At 68.7% G+C, this 22,924-nt stretch carries 22 protein-coding genes; 11 read left to right on the top strand and 11 right to left on the bottom strand.

The window, feature by feature from the left end; genetic code table 11:
* Position 1 precedes the first annotated feature (1 nt).
* The 3 genes from B0E41_RS19980 to B0E41_RS19970 all read right to left on the bottom strand — a co-directional run bounded on the left by B0E41_RS19980 (position 2) and on the right by B0E41_RS19970 (position 2,073).
* On the bottom strand, positions 2-469 hold the full coding sequence (locus B0E41_RS19980; RefSeq protein WP_077333703.1) for a (2Fe-2S)-binding protein: 468 nt from the start codon (positions 467-469) through the stop codon (positions 2-4).
* A 155-nt stretch (positions 470-624) separates the two neighbouring features.
* Positions 625-1,056 (bottom strand): type II 3-dehydroquinate dehydratase, encoded by a 432-nt coding sequence (locus B0E41_RS19975; protein WP_077333701.1) that lies wholly within the window; start codon positions 1,054-1,056, stop codon positions 625-627.
* Positions 1,057-1,068: 12 nt separating this feature from the next.
* On the bottom strand, positions 1,069-2,073 hold the full coding sequence (locus B0E41_RS19970; RefSeq protein ID WP_077333699.1) for a TRAP transporter substrate-binding protein: 1,005 nt from the start codon (positions 2,071-2,073) through the stop codon (positions 1,069-1,071).
* A gap of 122 nt (positions 2,074-2,195) precedes the next feature.
* On the opposite strand from B0E41_RS19970, the gene B0E41_RS19965 reads away from it, so the two are divergent.
* Both B0E41_RS19965 and B0E41_RS19960 read left to right on the top strand, forming a co-directional pair.
* Complete coding sequence (locus tag B0E41_RS19965) at positions 2,196-2,987, top strand: IclR family transcriptional regulator (RefSeq protein WP_077333697.1); 792 nt, start codon at positions 2,196-2,198, stop codon at positions 2,985-2,987.
* 87 nt (positions 2,988-3,074) lie between these two features.
* A complete protein-coding gene (locus tag B0E41_RS19960) occupies positions 3,075-4,331 on the top strand; it encodes an Hsp70 family protein (RefSeq protein WP_077333695.1) in 1,257 nt (418 codons plus the stop codon).
* Between the two features lie 21 nt (positions 4,332-4,352).
* Here the strand turns inward: B0E41_RS19960 and B0E41_RS19955 are convergent, their stop codons facing one another.
* From B0E41_RS19955 to B0E41_RS19940, 4 genes are all read right to left on the bottom strand, one after another.
* Positions 4,353-5,492, bottom strand: coding sequence for a DUF1501 domain-containing protein (locus B0E41_RS19955; RefSeq protein WP_077333693.1), 1,140 nt, complete (start codon positions 5,490-5,492; stop codon positions 4,353-4,355).
* A gap of 4 nt (positions 5,493-5,496) precedes the next feature.
* Positions 5,497-6,876: a DUF1800 domain-containing protein gene (locus B0E41_RS19950; protein ID WP_077333691.1), complete on the bottom strand. Its 1,380-nt coding sequence runs from the start codon at positions 6,874-6,876 to the stop codon at positions 5,497-5,499.
* Positions 6,877-6,991: 115 nt separating this feature from the next.
* Entirely contained in the window at positions 6,992-8,014 is a 1,023-nt protein-coding gene (locus B0E41_RS19945; RefSeq protein ID WP_077333689.1) for a putative sulfate exporter family transporter, read from the bottom strand.
* Between the two features lie 20 nt (positions 8,015-8,034).
* Entirely contained in the window at positions 8,035-9,015 is a 981-nt protein-coding gene (locus tag B0E41_RS19940) for a tripartite tricarboxylate transporter substrate binding protein (protein ID WP_077333687.1), read from the bottom strand.
* A 114-nt stretch (positions 9,016-9,129) separates the two neighbouring features.
* Here B0E41_RS19940 and B0E41_RS19935 point away from each other — a divergent pair, with 114 nt between their 5' ends.
* From B0E41_RS19935 to B0E41_RS19920, 4 genes are all read left to right on the top strand, one after another.
* Complete coding sequence (locus B0E41_RS19935; RefSeq protein ID WP_077333685.1) at positions 9,130-10,170, top strand: AraC family transcriptional regulator; 1,041 nt, start codon at positions 9,130-9,132, stop codon at positions 10,168-10,170.
* Positions 10,171-10,289: 119 nt separating this feature from the next.
* Positions 10,290-11,270 (top strand): quinone oxidoreductase, encoded by a 981-nt coding sequence (locus tag B0E41_RS19930; protein ID WP_077333683.1) that lies wholly within the window; start codon positions 10,290-10,292, stop codon positions 11,268-11,270.
* Positions 11,271-11,292: 22 nt separating this feature from the next.
* Positions 11,293-12,141: a TauD/TfdA family dioxygenase gene (locus tag B0E41_RS19925; protein ID WP_077333681.1), complete on the top strand. Its 849-nt coding sequence runs from the start codon at positions 11,293-11,295 to the stop codon at positions 12,139-12,141.
* 32 nt (positions 12,142-12,173) lie between these two features.
* The gene (locus B0E41_RS19920) at positions 12,174-13,232 is read left to right on the top strand and encodes a 3-keto-5-aminohexanoate cleavage protein (RefSeq protein ID WP_077333679.1); all 1,059 of its coding nucleotides are present in this window, start codon (positions 12,174-12,176) and stop codon (positions 13,230-13,232) included.
* Between the two features lie 31 nt (positions 13,233-13,263).
* Here B0E41_RS19920 and ybaL read toward each other — a convergent pair whose 3' ends face one another.
* Together ybaL and B0E41_RS19910 are read right to left on the bottom strand one after the other, a co-directional pair.
* Positions 13,264-14,958 (bottom strand): YbaL family putative K(+) efflux transporter, encoded by a 1,695-nt coding sequence (gene ybaL / locus B0E41_RS19915; RefSeq protein ID WP_077333809.1) that lies wholly within the window; start codon positions 14,956-14,958, stop codon positions 13,264-13,266.
* A gap of 158 nt (positions 14,959-15,116) precedes the next feature.
* On the bottom strand, positions 15,117-16,073 hold the full coding sequence (locus tag B0E41_RS19910; RefSeq protein ID WP_143433924.1) for a LysR family transcriptional regulator: 957 nt from the start codon (positions 16,071-16,073) through the stop codon (positions 15,117-15,119).
* 73 nt (positions 16,074-16,146) lie between these two features.
* Here B0E41_RS19910 and B0E41_RS19905 point away from each other — a divergent pair, with 73 nt between their 5' ends.
* The 3 genes from B0E41_RS19905 to B0E41_RS19895 all read left to right on the top strand — a co-directional run bounded on the left by B0E41_RS19905 (position 16,147) and on the right by B0E41_RS19895 (position 18,421).
* Positions 16,147-16,746, top strand: a complete 600-nt coding sequence (locus tag B0E41_RS19905) for an NAD(P)H-dependent oxidoreductase (RefSeq protein ID WP_077333677.1) — start codon at positions 16,147-16,149, stop codon at positions 16,744-16,746.
* A gap of 162 nt (positions 16,747-16,908) precedes the next feature.
* Positions 16,909-17,793: a pirin family protein gene (locus tag B0E41_RS19900; protein WP_077333675.1), complete on the top strand. Its 885-nt coding sequence runs from the start codon at positions 16,909-16,911 to the stop codon at positions 17,791-17,793.
* 64 nt (positions 17,794-17,857) lie between these two features.
* Positions 17,858-18,421 carry a hypothetical protein gene (locus B0E41_RS19895; protein WP_143433923.1) on the top strand — a complete coding sequence of 188 codons (564 nt, stop codon included), beginning with the start codon at positions 17,858-17,860 and terminating at the stop codon, positions 18,419-18,421.
* A gap of 125 nt (positions 18,422-18,546) precedes the next feature.
* Here B0E41_RS19895 and B0E41_RS19890 read toward each other — a convergent pair whose 3' ends face one another.
* Positions 18,547-19,458 carry a sugar phosphate isomerase/epimerase family protein gene (locus tag B0E41_RS19890; protein ID WP_077333671.1) on the bottom strand — a complete coding sequence of 304 codons (912 nt, stop codon included), beginning with the start codon at positions 19,456-19,458 and terminating at the stop codon, positions 18,547-18,549.
* A gap of 4 nt (positions 19,459-19,462) precedes the next feature.
* Entirely contained in the window at positions 19,463-20,386 is a 924-nt protein-coding gene (locus tag B0E41_RS19885) for a VOC family protein (RefSeq protein ID WP_077333669.1), read from the bottom strand.
* A 205-nt stretch (positions 20,387-20,591) separates the two neighbouring features.
* Here B0E41_RS19885 and B0E41_RS19880 point away from each other — a divergent pair, with 205 nt between their 5' ends.
* Both B0E41_RS19880 and B0E41_RS19875 read left to right on the top strand, forming a co-directional pair.
* Positions 20,592-21,380 (top strand): IclR family transcriptional regulator C-terminal domain-containing protein, encoded by a 789-nt coding sequence (locus tag B0E41_RS19880; RefSeq protein WP_253195036.1) that lies wholly within the window; start codon positions 20,592-20,594, stop codon positions 21,378-21,380.
* A gap of 22 nt (positions 21,381-21,402) precedes the next feature.
* Complete coding sequence (locus B0E41_RS19875; RefSeq protein WP_077333665.1) at positions 21,403-22,923, top strand: rhomboid family intramembrane serine protease; 1,521 nt, start codon at positions 21,403-21,405, stop codon at positions 22,921-22,923.
* Position 22,924 lies beyond the last annotated feature (1 nt).

Below are 22,924 nucleotides of genomic sequence, written 5' to 3'. Positions count from 1 at the left end.
ATCAGGCCGCCTTGCTCAGTGCGACCGCGGCGTCCTTGATGGCCGCCTTGATCTGGTTGTAGGTGCCGCAGCGGCAGATGTTGCCGCTCATGGCCTCGTCGATGTCCTTGTCTGAGGGCTTGGGTTTGGCCGCCAGCAGCGCGGTGGCGCTCATGATCTGGCCGCTCTGACAGTAACCGCACTGCGGCACGTCGTGTTTGACCCAGGCGGCCTGCACCGCCTTGCCGGCCTTGCTGGCGCCCATGGCTTCGATGGTGATCACCTTCTTGCCGGCGGCGGCCGAGAGCGGCGTGGAGCAGGAGCGAATGGGCACGCCGTCCAGGTGCACGGTGCAGGCGCCGCAGAGCGCCATGCCGCAACCGAACTTGGTGCCGGTGAGCTTGAGGTCTTCGCGGATGGCCCAGAGCAAGGGCATGTCGGGCTCGGCGTCGATGGACGCGGCGCGGCCGTTGACGGTCAGGTTCTGCATGGGGTGGTCTCCTGGTTTTTTGGGGTGCGCCCGGGCGTTCTCTGCGCCCGGGTCGTTCGCCAATGTAGCGACCCCTCTCCCGGCCCCCAGGTGGGCAAACCCTTGTCCCACGTCACCGTGGGGACAAGTTGCTCCGTTTCAGGCCATCCGCCCGGTCAGCTCACCAGCTCCACCAGCGCACGCAGCCCGCAGGTGTAGGAGCGCCAGCCCAAGCCCTGCACCGTGCCGCGCACGGCCGGCGAGATGATGGAGTGCGAGCGCCAGGGCTCGCGCGCCGCGATGTTGGAGAGGTGTACCTCGATCACCGGGAAGGGCATGGCCTTGATCGCGTCGTGCAGCGGCACGCCGTGCTGCGTGAGCCCGGCGGGGTTGATCAGCGCGCCCTGCGCCGTGTCGATGCACTCGTGCAGCTTGTCGATCAGCACACCCTCGTGGTTGGACTGCAAGATCTCCAGGCTCACGCCCAGCTCGGCGGCCAGGTCGGTCAGTGTCTGGTTGATCTCGGCCAGCGTGGTGGTGCCGTAGATGTGGGGTTCGCGGCGGCCGAACAGGTTGAGGTTCGGGCCGTGCAGGACAAGGATGTTCATGGTGAGCAACCTTCAGCGCGCGGTGCGGGCCAGCTCGGACTGGTAGAGCTTGACGAGTTCGGGGTCGTAGCTGGCGGCCATCCTGTCGGTCACGGGCTTGACCATCTGGCCGATGCGGCCCTGCTCGGCGGGGCTCACCTCGTTGTACTGCATGCCCTTGGCCTGCAGCTCGCCCACCGCCTTCTGCGCGGCGGCGCGGCTGGCCTGGCGCTGGTAGGCGCGCGCTTCCTGCGCTGCTTCGCTCAGGATGCGCTGCTCGGTGGGCGAGAGCTTGTCCCAGAAGCGTTTGCCCACCAGCACGATGTTGGCGGCGTACACGTGGTTGGTGGCGCTCACGTGTTTCTGCACCTCGTAGAACTTGTTGGAGAGGATCACCGAGAAGGGGTTCTCCTGCCCGTCCACGGCCTTGGCCTCCAGCGCACCGTACAGCTCGCCGAACGCCATGGGCACGGGGTTGGCCTTGAGCGCCTTGAAGGTTTCAAGGAACACCGGGTTGGGGATCACGCGCAGCTTCAGGCCCTCGAAGTCTTCGGGCTTGGTGATGGCGCGTTTGCTGTTGGTGACGTTGCGGAAACCCAGGTCCCAGTAGCCCAGCGCGACCAGGCCTTTTTCGGGCAGCTTGGCGATGAGGGCCTGGCCGAACGGGCCGTCGAGCAGCGCATCGGCCTGCGCGAAACTGCCAACCGCAAACGGGAAGTCGATCAGGCCGAACTCCTTGACGATGCCGGCGAGCGAGGTGGTGGCCGGCGCCGTCATCTCCTGCACCCCGCCCTGCAGCGCGGCCTGCTGCTGCAACTCGTTGCCCAGCGTGGACGAGGGGAACTCCTGCACCTTGAGCTTGCCGCCGCTTTTGGCGGCCACCAGCTCGGCAAAGCGCTTGACGCCCAGGCTCACCGGGTGGTCGGTGTTGTTGAGGTGGCCGAACTTGATGGTGCGTTCCTGCACGTCCTGGGCGTGCAGGGCGCCGCTGGCCAGCAAGGCCGTGGTGAGCAAAGCGGTGGTGAAAAGGGTTCGCATGGTGTCTCCTTGTGGGGGTGATGGCGGCCCGCGTGTTGCGGGCCGTTGGGGCGTATTCTTGGAACACGACAAGAAAGTCTTTCCCAACCGGAAACCAGTTTCTTCATGCGAAAAAATCACCCATGAGCCTCGCCCTCGACCGCGGTCTTGCCCTGCTCGAACACCTCGCCGCCCACCCCGACGGCGTGCCCCTGGCATCGCTCGCGGCCGAGCTGGACATGCCGCTCAGCGCCTGCCACCGCCTGCTGGCCGCGCTGCAGGCGCGCGGCTATGTGCGCCAGGCCCGCGCTCAGGGCGACTACCTGCTCACCACCAAGATCGTCTCGCTCGGCCTGGGCTACCTCAGCGGCGCCGGCATCGTGGACATTGCCGAGCCGCTGCTGGAGCGGCTGGCGCAGCGCACCGGCGAGCTGGTGCGCCTGTCCATCGTCGACGGCGACCGCCTGACCTGGATCGCCAAGGCGCAGGGCGTGCGCAAGGGCCTGCGCTACGACCCCGACATGGGGCAGGACGCGCGCCTCTCGTGCACCGCCTCGGGCCACGCCTGGCTGCTGTCCATGAGCGACGAGCGCGCGTTGGCGCTGGTGTCCCAGCAGGGCTTTGGCGAACCCGCCGAGTACGGCCCCAAGGCCCCCACCACCGTGAAAGCCCTGCTCGGTTTCCTGCACGCGGCGCGGGTGCGCGGCTACGCCGTGATCGACGAGCTGTTCGCGCCTGGCATGAGCGCCATCGCCGTGCCGGTGCTGCGCCGGCGCGAGGCCATCGGCGTGATCAGCGTGGCGGGCCCGCGCCAGCGCCTGACCCCCGCGCGCATACACGAGATGGCGCCCGACCTGCTGGCCGCGGCCGCCGAACTGGGGCCCATCTGCAACACCAGCAGCCTGTTCGGGCGCCCGCCACTCGGCAAGGGTTGAGCCGGTTCCGGGAGGTGGGAGAATGCCGGTCCCCCCGGCTCTCCCGGGACGCGGACACACTGCCCGCCCTTCTGCTTCTTTTCCCCCATGCAATATCCGCTCGCCGGCACCCTCGGCATTGACTTCGGCACGTCCAACTCCGCCATGTCCTGGGCCAGTCCCCACGGCCTGTCGCGCCTGATCCCGCTCGAAGGCGACGCGGTCTCCATGCCCACCGCCGTGTTCTTCAACGCCGAAGACCACCTCACCCACTTCGGCCGCGATGCCGTGGCGCAGTACCTGGCCGGCACCGAAGGCCGGCTGCTGCGCTCGCTCAAGAGCCTGCTGGGCAGCCCGCTCATCAACGAGAACACCGAGGTCAACCACCGCTCGATCAGCTTCCTGGAGATCGTGACCACCTTCCTGGTGGAGCTGCGCGAGCGCGCCGCGCAGACGCTGGGCAGCGCGCCCGAGCGCGTGGTCATGGGCCGGCCCGTGCACTTCGTCGATGACGACGCCGAGCGCGACGCCATGGCCCAGGCGTCGCTGCTGGAAGCCGCGCAGGCCGCCGGCTTTCGCGAGGTGAGCTTCCAGCTCGAACCCATCGCCGCCGCGCTGGACCACGAGCGCCGGCTGGACCGCGAGGCCGTGGTGCTGATCGTCGACATCGGCGGCGGCACCTCCGATTTCACCGTGGTGCGGCTCGGGCCGCAGCGCATGGCGCTGGCCGACCGCTCGGGCGACGTGCTCGCCACCACCGGCGTGCACATCGGCGGCACCGACTTCGACCACCGCCTCAGCCTGGAGCAGGTGATGCCGCTGCTGGGCTATCGCCAGCTCGGGCCGCAGGGACGCGAGGTGCCCAGCCGGGTGTTCTTCGACCTCTCGACCTGGCACCTGATCCAGTGGCTCTATGTGCCGCGCGCCATCAGCCAGGCGCAGGCGCTGCGCGTCAACTACAGCGACGCGCGCCTGCACGAGCGGCTGATGCGCGTGCTGCGCGAGAAACACGGCCACCACATCGCACACGAGGTCGAGCTGGCCAAGATCCGCTGCTCCATGGCCGACGCCGACACCACCGTGGACCTTTCCATCGTCGAGGCGGCGCTCACCGCGCCCCTGGGCACGGCCGCGCTGCACGAGCACCTGGACGACCTGCTGCAACGCACCGTGGCCTGCGCGCGCGAGTGCGTGCAGCGCGCCGGCCTGCGCGATCACCAGCTCGACGCGGTCTACCTCACCGGCGGCTCGTCGGCCCTGCGGCCGTTTCAAGAGACGCTGCGCGCGGCGTTCCCGAGCGTGCCACTGATCGAGGGTGATCTGTTTGGTGGCGTGGCCTCGGGGCTGGCTTATTCGCGGGGGTGAAGCCTGCTGGGCATGACGCCGCTATGACCGCAGAAGACGCGGCACCAACGGCCTTTTACCGCCGTGCGGAAACAGCACCGGCGACAGCCGTTCCGGCTCCAGCGCAAAGCTCTCCGCACACGCGGCGGTGATCAGCGCGTCCAGCGCCAGTGTGGGCTTCAGGTCGCGACCGTCGAGCAGGTGGGCGCTGGAGAGGCCCGGCCAGTCGGCCACGGTGCGTCCACCTTCCACGGCACCCCCGACCAGCATCGCCATCGCGCCCGTGCCGTGGTCGGTACCGCCCGTGCCGTTGGCGGCCACGGTCCGCCCGAACTCGGTGGCCACGAGCACCACCGTCTGCTCCCACACCGGCCCCAGTCCCTCCTGAAGGCCGGCAAGCATGTGGTCCAGGCTCCTGAGCTGCGCGGCCAGCCGCGCCGCCTGACCGCTGTGCGTGTCCCAGCCGCTGGTCTCGATCATCGCGATGCGGGGCCCATCGGCACGCCCGAGAAAGCCAGCGGCCATGCGCCCCAGCGCGCCCGCGTCCTGGCGGTTGGCGCCGCCGCCCATGCCACCCGCCATGCCGCGTGCCTCCAGCGCGGACGACCACAGCGCGTGCAGCTGGCCGTCCTGGGCGTACAGCTGTTCCACGCGCACCATCAGATCTTCGTTGGCCTGAGGCAGCGCCGAGGGCGCGTAGGAGGTGACCGGGACCGCGCCCCGGAACGCCATCGGGACGGCGGGCGAGAACGCGATGGCCTCTTTGCCTTCACGCGGCAACACGCCCAGCAGCCGGTTCATCCAGCCGTCCTTCACCTGGTATGGCGCGCTGCCGCCGGTTTCCAGCACGTTCTGTCCGTCGAAGTGGGACCGGTCGCGGTACGGCGATGCCACAGCGTGAAACAGGGTCGCCTGCCCGGCGGCATACAGCGTGCGCAGATGGCCCAGGGAGGGATGCAGTGCGAAGCTACCGTCCAGCTTCAGCGCGCTGGCCGGGTCGATGGCCAGAGCGCCCCGCGCGCTCGCATAGGCCGGGTCGGCGTAGGGAATCAGCGTGTTCAGGCCGTCGGCCGCGCCGCGCTGGATGATGAAGACAAAGCGCCGCTCGGTGGCGGCCTTCGCGAACAGAATGCGGGGGGCGGCCAGCAGCGCGGCGGAGCCCAGGAAGCGGCGTCGATCCATCGTCTTACCTCCTCAGGAATTCGGGCGCCACCAGCAGCAGGGCCAGGGCGGTGCCACCGCTGTCGGCGCGGGCAATCGCGCCAGCGGTGGCCTCGGTCAGTGCACCGCCCGGCAAGACCCGTGGCGCCAGCGCCCGGGCATCGAGGGTGTCGCCTGCTTGCTGGGCGAAACGCTGCGCGGCCTCCACGCGGCGGATCAGCGCGTCGGGGGCCGCCCAGGTCGCGCTCAGGTCGCCGTAGCCCGCTGGCGACCCGGGCCGCCACACCGGCTGGCCGAGCTGGGTCATCAGATTCGTGGCCTGCCGCGGCGGCAACTCCCGCCGCCCCAAAGCGCGCAGGCTGGACACGCCCCACTCCCAGGGCGACTTGAACTTGGGCTGCGCCGACGCCCAGGCCTCCGGTGAAGCCACCAGGGCCCGGTACACGCTGGGCAGGTCGCCACCAGTGCGCAGGAAGCTGTCGGCCAGGCGCTGCACCAGCGCGGGCGGCGGGTCGTCCGCGACGAAGTGGCGCGCGAGTTTGGTGGCGATGTGTCGGGCGGTCGCGGGTGCGGTGGCCAAGTCGTGGAGGATGGCGCGGGCCTGCTGTTCGCCGCCGTCGGCGTAACGGCCGCCGAGCACGGTGCGTGCGCCCGGCTCGTGCAGGGCGGGAGCGAAGCGGAACGTGGCTTCGGCGCCCTCGCCGGGCTCGTCGCCGGGCTCGTCGCCGGGCAGTGTCCAGCCGGTGAGCGCCCGAGCGAACTCCGTCACGTCGTCCTGCGTGTACCCGCTGCGCACGCCCAGCGTGTGCAACTCCAGAATCTCGCGCGCCAGGTTTTCGTTCAGCCCTCGAACCCGCTGCTGCCGGGCCGCTGCGCGCTGGCCGGCGGCACTGCCCGGGCCCACCGACTGGGCCTGGTCCAGGTAGAGCAGCATCGCCGGATGGCGCACGGCGGCCAGCAGCAGGTCTTCAAAGCGCCCCAGCACATTCGGACGGATCGCGTCTGCCTCGAACCCGCCCGCCAGCCCCACCACCAGCAGCTTGTCGACCGACACCGCGAAGTGGTTGGACCAGAAGTGCACCAGCCGCTCAACGAACGGTGTGTCCGTCTGCAGAGCGCTGTCGGTCCGGGCGCCCACCGCCATCACATACGCATCCCGCCCCTGGCGCAAATAGGCTTCCCGGATGCCACTGCGTTGCCCTTCCGGCGCCAGGCGCACCGCGCGCTGCTGCGCCAGCCAGGCCTCGACGAGCGCCGGCGTGCGCTCGGCAGACCGCCAGGGCGGCGGCAGCGGCTGGTGCTGTTCAAACTGGGACAACAACCACCGTTGGGGGTTGTCTGGTGGCGGCTCGTCGGGCCGGGCGCCGAGGCCAAAGCGGTTCAGGGCTGTCGCTGGAGCGTTCATCGCTGCATTCTCGGTCTGTCGAATGCAGCGCGGGGTGAAGGGTTGGTGTCTGGCGCGTAAAGGCGGGCGAGGCCGGCGCTGGCTGTCGAGGTTGGCGAGTTTAACGCCGCGCCACTCAGCCGTTGATGCGCAACAGCCCGTAGAACAGCGCAGCGAGAAACACGGTCTCCAGCACCATCAGCGCCACCGGTTTCCAGCCCACGGTGACGATCTCGCGCAGGTGGGTCTTCATGCCGATGGCGGCCATGGACGCGACCAGGAAAAACTGCGAAGCGCTCTGGCCGCCCTTCACCACCACCGCCGGCAACCAGCCGGTGCTGTTGACCAGCATCAGCACCGCGAAGGCCACGGCGAACCACGGCAGCAGCGGCGGGCGCGGGCCACCGGCGTCGCCACCGCCCTGCGCCCGCTGGTGCCGGCGTGCCAGCCAGGCCGCCAGCGCGATCACCGGCAGCAGCATCGCCACGCGCAAGAGCTTGACCAGCGTGGCCGCGTCGCCCGCTTCGTGCGACAGGCTGTAGCCCGCGCCCACCACCTGGGCCACGTCGTGGATGGTGCCGCCGATGAAGGTGCCCGCGTCCAGCGGCGAGAGGCCGAGCGCGTGCGTGATCGGCGGGTACAGGATCATGGCCAGTGTGGAGAGCGTGCTCACGCCGATCACGGTGAACAGCGTGGCGCGCTCCTTCTGCGGGTGGGCCGGCATCGCGGCCGACAGCGCCAGCGCCGCCGAGGCGCCGCAGATCGCCACCGCGCCGCCGGTGAGCAGGCCGAAGAACATCTGGAAGCCCATCAGCTTCGCGAGCACGATGCCCACGCCAATGGTCAGCGCCACGGCCAGCACCACCATCGCCACCGGCTCCCAGCCCAGCGCCATCACCTGGGTGGTGGTGATGCGCAGCCCCAGCAGCGCCACGCCCAGGCGCAGCACCTGCCGGGCGGTGAAGTCGATGCCGGGCGCGCTGCGGCCCTCGGCCGAGAGGAAGTTGAGCGCCATGCCCAGCAGCAGCGCGAACAGCATGACCGGCGCGCCGTAGTGGCTGGCCAGCGCCATGGCGGCAATGGCCACGGTGGCGCTGAGCGTCACGCCGGGCAGCCAGTGCGCCGCCTGGGTCTTGAGGCCGTTGACTCGCGACGCCATGGCGGTTGGCCCGGCGGCGTTCACGGGTTGAGCTTGATGTCGAAGGTCTTGACGATGGCCGCGTTGCGCTCGAAATCGGCGCGCAACGACTTGGCCATCTGCTCGGCGCTCTCGTCACCGCCGGCGTCGAACCCCGCGCCCAGCAGGCGGTCGCGAACCTTGGCCGAGGCGGCCGTCTTGTCCACGGCGGCGTTGATCTTCTCCACCAGCGCGGTCGGCACGCCGCTGGCGACGATGATGCCGATCCAGTTGCTGAAATCGAGGTCGGGGTAGCCCTGCTCGGCCAGCGTGGGCACGTTGGGCAGGTGCGGCGAGCGCTTCTTGCTGGCCACGCCGTAGGCCTGGACCTTGCCGGCCTCGATCAGCTTCTTGGCCGTCGCCATGCCGTCGAACATCAGCGGCACCTGGCTGCCCATGACCTGGGCCAACGCGGGCGGCGAGCCGGCGAAGGGCACGTGCTGCATGTCCAGCCCGGCCTTCTGGTTGAGGATCATGCCGGCGTAGTGCGAGCTGGTGCCCGCGCTGTACGAGGCGAAGCTGACCGTGCCCGGGTGGGCCTTGACCCAGGCGATGGCACCCTTGAGGTCCTTGGCCGGCACGTTGGGCGCGCCGATCATCACCATGCTGGCGTGGGCGATGGCGGTCACGGGCTTGACGTCTTTCAGCGGGTCGAAGGCCGTCTTCATCACGTGCGGTATTTCGGTCAGGATGTTGCTCGCCGTCATCATGATGGTGTTGCCATCGGCGGGCGCCGCGATCATGGCCTGCACCGCGATGGCGCCGCCCGCGCCCGGCTTGTTGTCCACCACCACCGGCTGGCCGATGTCGGCCGAGAGCTGGTCGGCCACGATGCGGGCCACCACGTCCATGGTCCCGCCGGCCGGCGCGGGCACCACCATGCGCACGGGTTTGTCGGTCCAGGCCTGGGCCGCCGGCAGGGCCAGCGCCAGGGCGGCGGCGCACGCGGTGCGGCGAAGGGGTGAAAAAGAAAAGCGCTTCATGGTTGTCTCCAGTGTGTTCTCGGGCCATGGCTCGGACCCTGGGGCAAATACTAGGATTCGCCCCTCGACTCTGCTTGCTTAATTGGGACAGTCATTTTCGATATTGGGACATTCATGGATTACCCCTACGTGCCCGTGGTGCGCAGCGCCAGCCTCAACGGCTACCTCGATCTGGCGCAGTCCGTCGGCCTGGACGCCCACGCCATGCTGCGCCGCGCCGGGCTCTCACCGCGCAGCCTGGAGAACCCCGAAACGCCCTTGAGCACCGCGGCCGTGAGCGCGCTGATGGAACACAGCGCGCAGGCCAGCGGCGTCGAAGATTTTGGGCTGCGCTTGGCGGCGCGCCGGCAGCTCAGCAACCTCGGTCCGATCAGCCTGGTGCTCAAGGAAGAGCCGACCGCGCGCGCCGCGCTGGACACCCTGTGCCGCTACCTGCGCCTGCTCAACGCCTCGCTGCTCACGCGCATCGAGGAACACGGCGACCGGCTGGTGATCCGCGAAGAAATCCTGGTCGAACAGACGGCCAGCACGCGCCAATCGATGGAGCTGGCGGTGGGCGTGATGTTCCGCATCCTGCGCGAGCTGCTGGGCCTGCAGTGGAAGGCGGTGCGCGTGTGCTTCAACCACCGGCCACCGCGCGACACCAAGGCCCACCGTGCCTTCTTCGGCACCACCGTGGACTTCAACAGCGAGTTCAACGGCATCGTCTGCCACACGGCCGACCTGCAGGCACCGATGGCGGGCCACAACCCGGAGATGGCGCGTTTCGCCCGCGAGTACCTGGACCGCGCGCTCTCGGGCCAGCACCAGAGCACCAAGGCCACCGTGCGACAACTGATCGCCGCGCTGCTGCCCGGCGGGCGCTGCACCTCGCAGCAGGTGGCGCAGCACCTGGGCGTGGACCGCCGCACCATCCACCGCCACCTGGCCAAGGAAGGCGAGACCTTCGCCACCCTGCTGCAGTCGGTGCGCTCGGAGCTGGCGATGCGCCAGGTACAGGACAGCGACCTGCCGCTGGCCGAGGTGGCGCAGCTGCTGGGGTTCGCAGCGCCGGCCGCTTTTTCGCATTGGTTCCGCGGCACGTTTGGCTGCAGCGTGACGGCCTGGCGGACACAGGAAAAGGCGAAAGCGGCGGTGCGTCAGGGTCAACCCTGACTGTCCCACATTCGCAAGCCATTGTCCCAATATGACAAGCATCGAATGGCGGTGACTCCTACGATGCGCTCCATGGCCCGGACACCCGGCGCCTCGAACACACGAAGGAGACAACCCCCATGGCCACAGCCATCCGCATGCACCGCACCGGCGGCCCCGAGGTGCTGGAACTCGAACATGTCGAGGTCGGCGAGCCCGGCCCGGGCCAAGTCCGCTTGCGGCAGGCCGCCGTCGGCCTGAACTACGCCGACACCTATTTCCGCAACGGCACCTACCCCATGCCCCTGCCCGCCGGCATGGGCGTTGAGGCCGCGGGGGTGGTGGCAGCCATCGGACCCGATGTCACCAACGTCGCCGTCGGCGACCGCGTCACCTACACCGGCTTTCTCAACACCCTGGGCGCCTACGCGACCTCCCGCCTCATCGCCGCCGCGCCGCTGATCCAGTTGCCCGACGGCATCGGCTTCGAGACAGCGGCCGCCATGACCATGCGCGGCCTGACCTCGGCCTACCTCATGCGCCGCATCCACCCCTTCAAAGCCGGCGACACGCTGCTGTTGCACGCGGCGGCCGGCGGCGTGGGCCTGATCGTGGCGCAGTGGGCACAGCTGCTGGGCATCACCGTGATCGGCACCGTGTCCACCGACGCCAAGGCCGAAGTGGCCAACGCCCACGGCTGCACCCACACCATCAACTACAGCCACGAAGACGTAGCCGCCCGGGTGAAAGAACTCACCAGCGGCCAGGGCGTGGACGTGGTGTTCGACAGCGTGGGCCAGAGCACCTTCATGGCCTCGCTGGACTCGCTCAAGCGCCGCGGCCTGATGGTCTGCGTGGGCACGGCCAGCGGCCCCATTGAAGGCTTCAACCCCAACCTGCTGGCCATGAAGGGCTCGCTCTACCTGACGCGCCCTGCGCTCGCCGACTACATCGCCGACCCGGCCGAGAAGGCCGAACTGGCGGCCGAGGTGTTCGGCCACGTCGCGGCCGGGCGCATCCGCATCGAGGTGAATCAGCGCTACGCACTCGCCGACGCGCAGCAAGCGCACCGCGACCTCGAATCGCGCCAGACCACCGGCTCGTCGGTCTTCGTGATCTGAGCCACACAGAGGAGACAAGACCATGAAGATCGAACAACTCACCTGCGCCATCGGCGCTGAACTCACCGGCGTGAGCCTGGCCGACGCGGCGCGCGACGACGCGCTGTTTGAGGAGATCAAGGCCGCGCTGCTGCAGCACAAGGTGCTGTTCCTGCGCAACCAGGACATCTCGCGCGCCGAGCACGTGGCCTTCGCACGCCGCTTCGGTGAACTCGAAGACCACCCGGTCGCCGGCAGCGACCCGGACCACCCCGGCCTGGTGCGCATCTACAAGACGCCCGATGCGCCCAACGACCGCTACGAAAACGCGTGGCACAGCGACGGCACCTGGCGCGAGGCGCCCGCCATGGGCTGCGTGCTGCGCTGCGTGGAATGCCCGCCCGTGGGCGGCGACACCATGTGGGCCAACATGGCGCTGGCCTACGAGCGCCTGCCCGAGCAGATCAAACAGCAGATCGCGGGCCTGCGCGCGCGCCACAGCATCGAGTGCAGCTTCGGCGCGGCCATGCACATTGAGCGGCGCCTGGCGCTCAAGGCCCAGTTCCCCGACGCCGAGCACCCCGTCGTGCGCACCCACCCTGACACCGGCGAAAAGATCCTGTTCGTCAACGGTTTCACCACGCACTTCACCAACTTCCACACGCCCGAGAACGTGCGCTACGGTCAGGACTTCACGCAGGGCACATCGGCCCTGCTGCAGTACCTGATCAGCCAGGCCGCGATCCCCGAATACCAGGTGCGCTGGCGCTGGCAACCCAACAGCGTCGCCATCTGGGACAACCGCGCCACCCAGCACTACGCAGTGATGGACTACCCGCCCTGCCACCGAAAGATGGAGCGCGCCGGCATCGTCGGCACGCCCACGTTCTGATCCCACCTTCCCACCGACACCGGAGACCCACCATGAACTTTCTCGACGGCTCGCTCTTCCCCGAAAACCAGGACAAGCTGGTCATCACCGCCGCGCCCTACGGCCCCGAGTGGATTCCCTCGGACTTCCCCGAAGACATCCCGGTCACCATGGAAGCGCAGGTGCAGAAGGCCGTGGACTGCTACGAAGCCGGCGCCAGCGTGCTGCACCTGCATGTGCGTGAACTCGATGGCAAGGGCAGCAAGCGCCTCTCGAAATTCAACGAGCTGATCGCCGGCGTGCGCAAGGCCGTGCCCGACATGGTGATCCAGGTCGGCGGCTCAATCAGCTTCGCGCCCGAGTCCGACGGCGCGGCCGCGAAATGGCTCAGCGACGACACACGCCACATGCTGGCCGATCTCGACCCCAAACCCGACCAGGTGACGGTCACCGTCAACACCACGCAGATGAACGTGCTGGAGCACATGGACGAGCGCGACATCGCCGGCACATCGCTGGCGCTGCCCGAGAACCGGCGCGCCTACAGCGAGATGATCGTGCCGTCCAACCCGGCCTGGTTCGAGGAACACATCCGCCGCCTGTCCGCCGCCGGCATCCAGAGCGCCTTTCAGTTCTACAACATCAACAGCTACGAGACCGTGGAGCGGCTGATCCGCCGCGGTGTCTACAAGGGCCCGCTGGTGATGAACTGGGTCGCCATCAGCGGCGGCATGGACGCGCCCAACATCTACAACCTGGCCAACTTCGTGCGCGCCATCCCCGACGGCTCCATGCTCACGGTCGAGAGCAGCATGCGCAACACGCTGCCCATCAACATGATGGGCATGGCCATGGGCCTGCACGTGCGCTGCGGCATCGAGGACAACATCTGGAACCAGACCCGCACGGGAAAGATCGGCACCGTCGAGCAGATCCGCCAGCTGGTGCGCATCGCGGGCGAAATGGGCCGCCCGGTGGCCAACGGCCAGGAGGCGCGCGCCATCCTCAAGATCGGCGTGTTCTACGACACGGTAGAAGAGACCCTGGCCGCCAACGGCTTCGCACCCAACCCGCGTGGCGGGCAACAGGGCTTCTTGCGCAAGGTGGCCTGAACGGGCCGGGTCCGGGGCGCGGGCGTGGGCCTCAGCGCCCCGGCTCGGCGCGCGCCATCACATGGCGCACCATGGCCTCGGCCAGCTCGGCCTCGCCGAGAAACACGTGGCCGGCCCCGTCGTCGCGCAGGCGCTGTGCTTCTTCTTCGTTGTGCGAACGCACCGCGACCTCGATCCCGGGGTTGAGGGTGCGAGCGGTGTCGATCATGGGCCGCGCCGCCATGGCGTCGGGCGTGGCGATCACCAGCATGCGGGCGCGCGCCACGTGCGCCTGCACCAGCACCGCCGGGTCGGCGGCGTCGCCATAGACCGCCGGAATGCCCTGCTCGCGCAGCCGCTCGACGATCTCGCGGTTCTGTTCGGCCACCACAAAAGGCTGCTGTGCGTTGGTGAGTGCCTGGGCGATGCGGCGGCCGACGCGGCCGTAACCGACCAGCACCACCTGGCGCGACAGGAAGCGCTCTTCCGTGGCGGTGGGCAGCTCGGCCAGCGGGTCGTCCCGGGCCTCCAGGTGGCGCACAAACGCCGAGCGCGCGCGCAGGAAGCCCTGAACGGGCGCGATGGCCTTGAACAGCAGCGGATTGACCGCAATCGAGATCAGCGCGCCCGCCAGCACCAGGCTCTGCCCCTCAGGCGGCAGCAGCCCGAGCGCGGCCCCCAGGCCGACCAGGATGAACGAGAACTCGCCGATCTGGGCCAGGCTGGCCGAGACCGTGAGCGCGGTGTTGAGCGGGTAGCGCAGCGCGATCACCAGCAAAGCCGCCGCCAGCGACTTGCCCAGCAGGATGATGGCCACCACCGCCAGCACCTGCAGGGGCCGCTCGACCAAGACCGACGGGTCGAACAGCATGCCCACCGACACGAAGAACAGCACCGCGAACGCGTCGCGCAGCGGCAGCGACTCCTCGGCCGCGCGGTGGCTGAACTCCGACTCGCGCAGCACCATGCCGGCAAAGAAAGCCCCGAGCGCGAACGACACGCCGAACAGCGCGGCCGATGCAAAGGCGATGCTCACCGCCGCCGCCACCACGCACAGCGTGAACAGCTCGCGCGAGCCGGTGCGCGTGACCTGCCAGAGCACCCAGGGGAACAGGCGCCGCCCCACCACCAGCATCAGCGCCACGAAGCCGCCCACCTGCAGCAGCGTCAGGCCCAGGGTCTGCCAGATCGACGTGTCGTTGCCGGCCGGCTGCGTGCCACCGAAAACGCCCGCCAGCGGAGGCAGCAGCACGAGCACCAGCACCATCGCCAGGTCTTCGACCACCAGCCAGCCCACCGCCACGCGCCCGGTGAAGGAATCCAGAATGCCCAGGCTTTCCAGCGCGCGCAGCAGCACCACCGTGCTCGCTACCGAGAGCGAGATGCCAAACACCAGCGCCGGGCCCATGCCCCAGCCCCACCAGAGCGCCAGGCCCATGCCCATGAGCGTGGCCACCACCATCTGCACCACCGCGCCAGGCAGCGCGATCTTGCGCACGGAGAGCAGGTCGTCGAGCGAGAAGTGCAGGCCCACGCCGAACATCAGCAGCATCACGCCGATCTCGGCGAGCTGGGCCGCGATCGCCGCGTCGGCCACGAAACCGGGCGTGAACGGCCCGATCACCACGCCCGCGAGCAGGTACCCCACGAGCGCCGGCAGGCGCAGCTTCGTGGCCAAAAAACCAAAGATCAGCGCCAGGCCCAGGCCGGCGGCGATGGTGTTGATGAGGGAAACGTTGTGTGGCATGGTCGGGTCCTGTTCGTCCGGAGGGCGGGCAGCGGCGCTGGCCATTGATGGGCATCGAAGGCCCGCGGGTGCGGGCACTTCACAGTGTGTGGCACATCCTGCCATGGTGTCGGCGGGGCAGACCAAAAACCTTCCCCCATCCGCCCGCCCACGCCGGCTCACACCACCGGCCGGCCGCTGCAACCCCGCAGCGCCACTTGCAGCATGTCGACGAACGCGCGCGTCTTGGCCGGCATGAGCTTGCGCCCCGGGTACACCGCCCAGGCGGTGCTGGTGGGCAGCTCCCAGGCCGGCAGCACGCGGCGCAGCCCGCCGGCCCGCACGTCGGCCACCGCATAGTGGTCGGGCACGGCGACGATGCCGGCACCGGCGCGGGCCAGGCGGATCAGCATCTCGGGCGAGTTGGCGCTGACGCGCCCGGCGGGCACGCCGCTCCAGCGCTGCTCGCCCTGCATCAGCGTCCAGCCGGCGGCCTCGCCATTGCCACGCAGCAACCGCACGGCCGAGTGGCCGGCCAGGTCGTCCGGGGTCTGCGGGTCGCCGTGTTCGGCCAGGTAGTCGGCCGAGGCGTACAGGCCGTGGGTGAACACCGCCAGCTTGCTGGCCACCAGCATCGCGTCGTCGGGCAGGTCGCCCATGCGCATCGCCACGTCGAAGCCCTCGCCCAGCAGGTCCACCCGGCGGGGCGAGAGGTCCAGCTCCAGCGAAATGGCCGGATGCAGCGCCATGAAGGCGGCCAGGCTCTCGACCAGCACCATGTTGGCGAAGTCGCCCGGCATGGACACGCGCAGCCGCCCGCTGGGCGCGGCCTGGCGCTGCTCGCGCAGCAGGCCCACGGCGTCCAGCTCGGCCACCACCTGGCGCGCATGCTCCAGCAGTTGCAGGCCGAATTCGGTGAGGGTCTGGCGGCGCGTGGTGCGCAAGAGCAGGCGCTCGCCCATGCGCTGTTCCAGGGCGGCCAGCCGGCGCGACACGGTGGATTTGGGCAGGCCCAGGCGCTCGGCCGCGCGGCTGAAGCTGCCCAGCTCGGCCACGCGGGCAAAGATCAGCAAGTCGTTGGGGTCGATGCCCTGTTCGGTGCTTGATTGTTCCATCATGGCAACAATCATATCCATCTCAACGGATTCCCAGGGTGATTGATGCTGCATACAGTCAGCCCATCGACCCACCCTTCTCAAGGAACCCACCATGAACATCCTGCAAATCAACGCCAGTGCTCGCCGCGAAGGCGCCAACTCCACCAAGGTGGCCAACAGCGTGGTGGAGCGCCTGAAGGCCGCCAACCCCACCGCCACATTCACCCTGCGTGACCTGGCCGTGACGCCGCACCCGGTGCTGGACGAAGCCGCCCTGGGCGCCCTCTTCACCCCGGCCGAGCAGCGCAGCCCCGAGCAAGCCGCCCGCGTGGCGCTGGACGACGCGCTGATCGCCGAGATCCAGGCACACGACACCCTCGTGCTGGGCGTGCCCATGTACAACTTCGGCGTGCCGGTGCAGCTCAAGGCCTGGATCGACGCGATTGCCCGCGCCGGCACCACCTTCCGCTACACCGCCACCGGCCCCGAAGGCCTGCTCACGGGCAAGACCGTGTACGTGGCCCTGGCGCGCGGCGGCCTGTACCGCGACACGCCCAACGACTCGCAGGTGCCTTACCTCAAGGCCGTGCTGGGCTTCCTCGGCCTGACCGACGTTCGCTTCATCTACGCCGAAGGCCTGAACATGGGTCCGGAAGCCGTCGCCAAGGGTTTTGCACAAGCCGAACAGGACATCGAAGCGGCGTTGAATTGACCCACCCCCGCCGCGCTACGCGCGCCCCCTCAAGGGGGCAACGCGAGTGGCCCGGCGGAGCCGGTTCCACCGCGTTCTGGGTGGACCCATTTCGCGCCGGAGCGGTTGCTGACCCCACCGCACGCGCTGCGCGTCCCGCCCCCACTTCACAAGGAGACTGCCATGACCACGACCCTCATCACCCCCAGCGTCCAGCAGGCACGCCGCGTGGAGCGGCTGATCGCGGGGCAGCCCACGTCCGACGGCGCGGGCGTGAAGCTCACCCGCGTGCTCACGCAAGACCTGCAGCGCAGGCTCGACCCGTTCCTGATGCTCGACGCCTTCGGCAGCGACAACCCCGACGACTACATCGCCGGCTTCCCCGACCACCCGCACCGCGGCTTCGAGACCATCACCTACATGATCGCGGGGCGCATGCTGCACCGCGACAGCGCGGGCCACGAGGGCCTGCTGGAGAACGGCGGCGTGCAGTGGATGACCGCCGGCAAAGGCGTGATCCACTCCGAAATTCCGCAACAGGAAGAAGGCGTGATGGAGGGCTTTCAGCTCTGGCTGAACCTGCCCGGCCGCGACAAGATGAATCCGCCCTGGTACCGCGATTTCAAGAACGCCGAGCTGCCCCAGTTCACCACGCCCGAGGGGGTGAGCGTGACCGTGATCGCCGGTGAAAGCCATGGCGTGGGCGGGGCCGTGACGCGCGACACCACTGCGCCGGTGTACCTCGACCTGCACCTGCCCCGCGGCGCGTCGTTTGCGCAGGCCCTGCCCGCCGGTCACAACGCCTTCGTCTACGTGTACCGCGGCGAGGTGAAGATCGATGGCCAGAGCGTGCCGGTCCAGCGCATGGCCCTGCTCGCCAACGAAGCCAGCGCCGACGGCGTGGTGATCGAAGCCAGCAGCGACGCCAAGGCCCTGCTCATCGCCGGCCGGCCGCTGAAAGAACCCATCGCGCAATACGGCCCGTTCGTGATGAACACGAAGGATGAGATCTACCAGGCGCTGAACGACTTCCGCGATGGGCGGCTGGGCGAGGAAGCGCGGGCCTGAGCCCAACACAGCACACGTCCTGGGCGGAAGGTCCGCCTCGGGGACGGGGGCGACAATGCCGGGCATGCGAACGACCTCGACGTCACCGACCACCCTGTGCCTGCTGGCCCTGGCCTTGGTCAGCGGCGGCGCGCACGCGGCGGGATCGCTATGGCAGCGGGACCTGAAATGCGCCAGCGAAAAGAGCGAACGCGCGCGCGTAATCTGCCGGGCGCTGGAAAAGGAGATGCAGTGGGCGGGCACGGGTCACGCGATGCCCGGCCTGCCGTCTTTCCAGGTGACCTTCAAAACCGCCGCACGCGTGTTCTGCCGTTTGCCCATTCGCCCTGAAGACACCCCGACGCTGGTCGAGATGGGCCTCTGGCACCGCTACGCGAGCACTGACCACAGCATGCGAGCGGCCCAGTTGACCAAGGGCACCACCTCGCTGTTGGCGTTGCTGGGCGATGAAGCCAAACCCCACTATCCGTCGGTGCAAGCCATCCACAAACCGGAGGCCTGGATGACGGACCGGGAAATTGACACGCTCAGGCACGAGATAGAGAACATGACGGACCACCCAGCCAGCGTGTTCAGCCCCCGCTCTCCCGATTTTCTGCTCAAGGGCGGCTGCCAGAAAGTCCCATGAACACCCGCTTCGGCCGTTCATCCTGGCTGACAAGCTGAGCGGCCGACACCGCCCCGAAAAAAACAACCCCCGTCAGCGTGCCACTGGCGGGGGTTGTCCGTTGAACCGGGCCTGAGAGGCTGAGGTCAGCCCACCGATTTCAAGCGCATCTGGTTCGGCAGCGGCACCGAGCGGCGCAGCACGTCCTCGGCCAGCCACAACGCAGCGCGCTTGCCGCGTTCGGCCACCATGGGCAGCGGCATCTGCTGGTAGTCGTCGTTGAAAACCTCGAAGCTGTAGTCGCCGTCGTAGCCCAGGCGGTCCAGGCGCTGCACCAGGTCCACCAGTTGCTCGCTGTGCACACCTTCACCAGGGAACACGCGGAAGGTGCGCGCGGTGCTCATGCGCTCTTCAAAAGTCTTGGTCTCCTGCCACATGAAGTCGGCCAGCTGCACCAGAAAAATCTTGCTCGGGTCGAGGTAGTCGATCTCTTCCAGGCTGGTCTTGGCCGCGAAGACGTGGAAGGAGTCCAGCCCCAAGCCAAGGTTGGGGCAGTCGGCGCGGCAGACCACGTCCCAGGCGGTCGTGAACTCGTTGACGGTGCGGCCCCACGACAGGCCCTCGTAGGCGATTCGGATGCCCAGCGGCAGCGCCAGCATGGCGAGCTTGCGCAGATCGCGCGCGAGGTGGTCGAGGTCTTGGCTGGCGTGGGCCGAGGTGCTGGAGCAAGCGAGCAAGACCTTGCAGTCGAGCGCCGCGCACATCTCCAGCATGGCCTTGGCGATGTCCACCTTGTAGTGGTGCAGGTGGCCGCTGAGGCCTTCGAAGTCGCGCAGCACCTGAAAGCCGGTGCCGCGCAGGCCACTGGCTTTCACGGCCTGCACCGCCGCGTCGATGCCGCCGGGGTGGCCGTTGATGTCGTTGGCCTTGAGCATGACCTGCGAGAAGCCGGCGGCCTTCATGGCCGCGAGCTTGGCTTCGAGCGGGCCGGCCAGGGTGATGGTGTCCATGCCGAAGCCGGAGATGGCTTCGATGATGGCGGCTTGGGTGGGTCTCATGGCCTCACTCCCCGCGGCGCTGTTCGCTGTGCACCAGCTCGAACACCACCGAGCCGAGGTAGGTCTTGCTGATGGCGCCGCGCTGCTCGGTGTGGGCGGCTTCGGTCTCGACGAACTCCACGCCCAGGGCGCGCAAGGCCTTTACTGCGGCGATCACGTCGGGCACGCCCAGGCCGATGCGTTGCAGCTTCTCGTCAGCGTCGTGCACGTTGAGCGGTGGCTCCACGAGTTGCAGCATGAAGCGCTTGGCCGGGTCGAGTGCGGGCGTGCGCAGCAGCGTGCCCTTGGGCATGATGCCGAAGCGCTGCTCGTCGGGAATCAGCTCGGTGCCGAACAGCTCGGCATAGAACTCGATCCAGTCGTTGCTGCGCTCGGGGCCGATGTACTGCACGACGCCGAAGAAGTGGATGCCAGCCGTGGCGGGCGGGCGCTGGTCGACGGTGGGGATCGGCACGAAGTCCACGTCGTAGATCGAGAACTCCTTGTAGCGGTCCACGAAGTAGATGCGGCTGCCGCCAGCGCCGTGGACGGCGGGGATGTTGAGCTCCATCACCTCGGCGTGCGTGGGCACCGCCCAGGCGCCGCGCTCCAGCACGTAGTGGTAAGCGGCGCGCGCATCGCGCACGCGCAGCGCCATGGCCGAGATCGAGGGCACCTCACTTCCGTGGCCCGCGCCCTGCGCGTCGCTGGGGTGGGCGTTGACCACGATGTTGAGCTCGCCTTGCCGGTACAGCAACACCTCACGCGAGCGGTGGCGCGCCACCGGGCGAAAGCCCATCATCTCCAGCACCTGGCCGAGCGCCTGGGGCTTGGTGGTGGCGTATTCGATGAACTCGATGCCGTCCAGCCCCAGCGGGTTGGCGGCGTCGCTGAACGAGGCTTGCAGGGGCTCGCGGTGGTCGGGGGTGTTGAGCAGCAGGTCACTCATGAATATGTCTCCGTGGGGCGGGCGGCGCCAACGCGGCGGGCCCGGAAATGCACTGCGTGCACTGTAGAGGTTTCGGCCGATGCCGGGCAGGAATGGGTGTGCAGAACTGGCCGATAATCGCACGCCATCACATGCTGATCGCACGATATCAGGGTTTGCGAGATCCGTTCAATCGCTCTCCCTGAGCCCCAAGAAAGGCCACGCCGTGTCACTCACCGCTCCCGCTTCCAGCCCTGCCCCGCTCGAAAAACGCGACTGGATCGCCGGTCTGGAAAAAGGCCTGGCGGTGATCGAAGCGTTTGACGACCAACACCCGCGCCTGACCGCGAGCCAGGCCGGCGCGCGCTGCGGCCTCACGCGCACCGCCGCGCGCCGCTACCTGCTGACGCTGGCGCACCTGGGCTACGTGGGCAGCGACGGGAAGCTGTTCTGGCTCACGCCGCGCATCCTGCGGCTGGGCCACGCCTACCTCGAATCGGCCCGCCTGCCCCGGCTGGTGCAGCCCTTTCTGCAGCGCATCGCGGGCGGCACGCAGGAGATCGCCTACCTCGGCGTGATCGACGGCGACGACACCGTGTACATCGCGCGCAGCGGTGCACAGCGCCACATGAACGCGGGCTACATGCTGGGCTCGCGCGTGCCGGCGCAGGTAACGGCTGCGGGCATGGTGATCTTGTCGGCTCAGGGCGAGGCAGCGTCTGACGCGTGGCTGGAGCAGCACACGCTGCGCGCCTTCACCTCGTTCACCACCTCCAGCAAAGACCAGTTGCGCAGCGAACTCAAACGCTGCCGCCGCCAGGGCTGGGTGCTGTCAGAGCAACAGCTGGAGCTGAACTACCGCGGCATCGCCGTGCCCCTGCTCGACCGCAACAACGAGGTGCACGGCGCGATCAGCATCACCATGCCGATCAACCAGGAGTTGTCGGACGACGCGGTCAAGCGCGTGCTGCCCGTGTTGCAGGAAGCCGCGCGCGGACTGCGCCATCTGATCTGAACCACCCTCCGACCATCGCCCCATGTTCTTCGCCATCCCCCTCACCAACAAACCCACCTGGCAATCCCCGCCCTGGATGACGGTGCTCCTCATCGTGATCAACATGATGGTGTACTGGGGCTGGCAGGCGCCGGAAGACCGGCTGATGCAGCGCAACGCCGAACGCTACGCGGACAGCGGACTGGCCGCCATCGAGGTGCCCCGCTACATCGACCACCTGAAGCAGACAACCCCGAGCGACCCCAGGGGCAAGGAGCACCTGGACGCGGTACAGGCGATGTGGGGCGCCAAGGCGGCGGACGTGCTGTACGTGGACATGTGGCACGAACAGGATTTCCGCCAGGCATTGCTGGCCGGCCGTGTGATCACGGTGGACGATCCGCAGTACGAAGACTGGCGCAGCCGCCGAACCCGGGTGACGCCGTACGAGCCCCGGCCCTTCACCTGGCGCTGGGCCCTGCACTTCGAGCGCGGGCTCTCCGAACCCTGGCTGAACTGGCTGACCGCGACCTTCCTGCACGGCGGTGTGGAGCACCTGCTGGGCAACATGGTGTTTCTCTTCCTGTTCGGCTTCACGCTGGAGATGGCGCTCGGTTCCGGCACCTACCTCGTGATGTACCTGCTGTGCGGCATGGGCGCCTCGGCGGTGTCGCTGGGCATGCACGCCGGCTCGATGGGCCTGGGCCTGGGCGCGTCGGGTGCGATCTCCGGGCTGATGGCGATGTACGTGGTGATGTACCGGCTGCGGCGCGTCAACTTCTTCTACATGTTCATGTTCTATTTCAACTACGCCCGCTGGCCGGCGCTGGTCATGCTGCCGGTCTACATGGGCCACGAGCTGCTGCAGCAGTGGATAGGCAACCAGGGCGTGGACTACATGGCGCACTTCGGGGGCCTGTGCAGCGGTGCCTTGCTGATGGCGGCGCTGATGATGGTGAAAAAGCTCGAGGCCCCGTCGAACCTGGCACCGCCCGAAGCCAAACCGATGACAGACGACGAGGCCCAAGCTCAGGCCAGCATCCAGCGGGCGCAACGGCTGAGCGACGAGCTGGACTTTTCAGCGGCCAGCCAGGCCTGGCAAACCGCCGCCCGCCTGCGACCACGCGACGCCTCGGTGCTGGAACCGTGGTTCGAGGTGGCCAGGCACTTCCCGGACAGCGAAGGGTTTCACGCCGCAGCCAAGGGCCTGCTGAACCTGCCAGCCAACGACACCGCCGCCCGCCGGCGCCTGCACACCCACTACCACGCCTACCTGAAGCTGGCCAAACCCGGCATGCGGCTGAGCGCCGGCACGCTGGTGCACCTGATCCCGGCGTTTGCGAAGCTGCAGGCCTGGGACGACGCGCAGCACCTGGCGCGCGTGTTGCACCGGAGCACGCCGGTGCACCCGAAGTGGCCCGAGACGCTGACCCAACTGGTCCACAGCCTGGTTCACCACAAAGAGTTTGAAGCGGCCATGCGCTGGCTGCCCGCGCTGCAGACCCACGCGCCCACAGACCCCATCACCCAGATGCTGGCGCGGAGCCACCCTCCGGCGCCCTGAA

This window comes from Hydrogenophaga sp. A37, from assembly GCF_002001205.1.
Classification (GTDB): domain Bacteria; phylum Pseudomonadota; class Gammaproteobacteria; order Burkholderiales; family Burkholderiaceae_C; genus Hydrogenophaga.
This window is presented reverse-complemented; position numbering and strand designations above follow the sequence as displayed.

Bases quoted from the DNA above. Each gene is read 5' to 3' on its own strand.
- B0E41_RS19875 (WP_077333665.1), top strand. From the start codon at position 21,403: ATGTTCTTCGCCATCCCCCTCACCAACAAACCCACCTGGCAATCCCCG.
- B0E41_RS19900 (WP_077333675.1), top strand. From the start codon at position 16,909: ATGACCACGACCCTCATCACCCCCAGCGTCCAGCAGGCACGCCGCGTG.
- B0E41_RS19935 (WP_077333685.1), top strand. From the start codon at position 9,130: ATGGATTACCCCTACGTGCCCGTGGTGCGCAGCGCCAGCCTCAACGGC.
- B0E41_RS19895 (WP_143433923.1), top strand. From the start codon at position 17,858: ATGCGAACGACCTCGACGTCACCGACCACCCTGTGCCTGCTGGCCCTG.
- B0E41_RS19905 (WP_077333677.1), top strand. From the start codon at position 16,147: ATGAACATCCTGCAAATCAACGCCAGTGCTCGCCGCGAAGGCGCCAAC.
- B0E41_RS19910 (WP_143433924.1), bottom strand. From the start codon at position 16,073: ATGGATATGATTGTTGCCATGATGGAACAATCAAGCACCGAACAGGGC.
- B0E41_RS19955 (WP_077333693.1), bottom strand. From the start codon at position 5,492: ATGGATCGACGCCGCTTCCTGGGCTCCGCCGCGCTGCTGGCCGCCCCC.
- B0E41_RS19945 (WP_077333689.1), bottom strand. From the start codon at position 8,014: ATGGCGTCGCGAGTCAACGGCCTCAAGACCCAGGCGGCGCACTGGCTG.
- B0E41_RS19970 (WP_077333699.1), bottom strand. From the start codon at position 2,073: ATGCGAACCCTTTTCACCACCGCTTTGCTCACCACGGCCTTGCTGGCC.
- B0E41_RS19930 (WP_077333683.1), top strand. From the start codon at position 10,290: ATGGCCACAGCCATCCGCATGCACCGCACCGGCGGCCCCGAGGTGCTG.
- B0E41_RS19975 (WP_077333701.1), bottom strand. From the start codon at position 1,056: ATGAACATCCTTGTCCTGCACGGCCCGAACCTCAACCTGTTCGGCCGC.
- B0E41_RS19965 (WP_077333697.1), top strand. From the start codon at position 2,196: ATGAGCCTCGCCCTCGACCGCGGTCTTGCCCTGCTCGAACACCTCGCC.
- B0E41_RS19925 (WP_077333681.1), top strand. From the start codon at position 11,293: ATGAAGATCGAACAACTCACCTGCGCCATCGGCGCTGAACTCACCGGC.
- B0E41_RS19920 (WP_077333679.1), top strand. From the start codon at position 12,174: ATGAACTTTCTCGACGGCTCGCTCTTCCCCGAAAACCAGGACAAGCTG.
- B0E41_RS19890 (WP_077333671.1), bottom strand. From the start codon at position 19,458: ATGAGACCCACCCAAGCCGCCATCATCGAAGCCATCTCCGGCTTCGGC.
- ybaL (WP_077333809.1), bottom strand. From the start codon at position 14,958: ATGCCACACAACGTTTCCCTCATCAACACCATCGCCGCCGGCCTGGGC.
- B0E41_RS19950 (WP_077333691.1), bottom strand. From the start codon at position 6,876: ATGAACGCTCCAGCGACAGCCCTGAACCGCTTTGGCCTCGGCGCCCGG.
- B0E41_RS19960 (WP_077333695.1), top strand. From the start codon at position 3,075: ATGCAATATCCGCTCGCCGGCACCCTCGGCATTGACTTCGGCACGTCC.
- B0E41_RS19940 (WP_077333687.1), bottom strand. From the start codon at position 9,015: ATGAAGCGCTTTTCTTTTTCACCCCTTCGCCGCACCGCGTGCGCCGCC.
- B0E41_RS19885 (WP_077333669.1), bottom strand. From the start codon at position 20,386: ATGAGTGACCTGCTGCTCAACACCCCCGACCACCGCGAGCCCCTGCAA.
- B0E41_RS19980 (WP_077333703.1), bottom strand. From the start codon at position 469: ATGCAGAACCTGACCGTCAACGGCCGCGCCGCGTCCATCGACGCCGAG.